The sequence below is a fragment of the Bartonella japonica genome, assembly GCF_040545385.1.
In the GTDB taxonomy this organism is placed as follows: domain Bacteria; phylum Pseudomonadota; class Alphaproteobacteria; order Rhizobiales; family Rhizobiaceae; genus Bartonella; species Bartonella japonica.
Genome location: NZ_JBEPLT010000055.1, coordinates 1 through 1208 on the forward strand (window position 1 = coordinate 1; position 1208 = coordinate 1208).

The window sequence follows — 1208 nt, forward strand, 5'->3', positions numbered from 1 at the left end:
ATGGCAAAGAGCAAATTTGAACGTACGAAGCCGCATGTTAATATTGGTACGATTGGTCACGTTGACCATGGGAAAACTTCCTTGACGGCAGCGATTACGAAGTATTTTGGTGAATTTAAAGCGTATGACCAAATTGATGCTGCACCAGAGGAGCGTGCACGTGGGATTACTATATCTACAGCGCATGTTGAATATGAAACAGAGAATCGCCATTATGCGCATGTTGATTGTCCAGGACACGCGGATTATGTGAAGAACATGATCACAGGTGCAGCGCAAATGGATGGAGCGATATTGGTTGTTTCTGCAGCGGATGGTCCAATGCCTCAAACGCGTGAGCACATTCTTTTAGCACGTCAGGTTGGTGTTCCAGCGATTGTTGTTTTTCTCAATAAGGTTGATCAGGTTGATGATTCTGAGCTTTTGGAGCTTGTTGAGCTTGAAGTTCGTGAGCTTTTGTCGAAATATGATTTTCCTGGAGATGATATTCCAATTGTTAAAGGTTCAGCGTTGGCTGCTCTTGAGGATAAAGATAAAAGCATTGGGGAAGATGCAGTTCGTCTATTGATGAGTGAAGTTGATAATTATATCCCGACACCAGAGCGTCCTGTTGATCAGCCATTTTTGATGCCGATTGAAGATGTTTTTTCGATATCGGGACGTGGAACAGTTGTTACTGGTCGTGTTGAGCGTGGTATTATTAAAGTTGGTGAGGAAATAGAGATTATTGGTATTCGTCCTACCTCTAAGACGACAGTTACCGGTGTTGAAATGTTCCGGAAGCTTTTGGATCAAGGACAGGCCGGTGATAACATTGGAGCACTTCTTCGTGGTGTTGATCGTGAAGGGATTGAGCGTGGTCAAGTTTTGGCGAAGCCTGGTTCAGTTACCCCTCATACTCGATTTAAGGCAGAGGCTTATATTTTGACGAAAGATGAAGGTGGTCGTCATACTCCGTTTTTCACGAATTATCGTCCTCAATTTTATTTCCGTACAACAGATGTTACAGGGATTGTGACACTTCCGGAAGGTACGGAGATGGTTATGCCAGGTGATAATGTTGCCATGGATGTTTCTTTGATTGTTCCGATTGCCATGGAAGAGAAGCTTCGTTTTGCTATTCGTGAAGGTGGTCGTACTGTTGGTGCCGGTATCGTTTCTAAGATCATTGAGTAAATAAAAGACATCTTTATTGTTAAAGATGTTTT

Annotated in this window: 1 protein-coding gene; it reads left to right on the forward strand. The window is 43.0% G+C overall.

Translation table 11 applies throughout. The annotated features are described in order from the left end of the window. Complete coding sequence (tuf, locus tag ABID39_RS07855; RefSeq protein ID WP_354187608.1) at window positions 1-1176, forward strand: elongation factor Tu; 1176 nt, start codon at window positions 1-3, stop codon at window positions 1174-1176. Window positions 1177-1208 lie beyond the last annotated feature (32 nt).

What these genes read in the sequence shown, in the direction of transcription:
- tuf (WP_354187608.1), top strand. Translation starts at nt 1, where the DNA reads ATGGCAAAGAGCAAATTTGAACGTACGAAGCCGCATGTTAATATTGGT.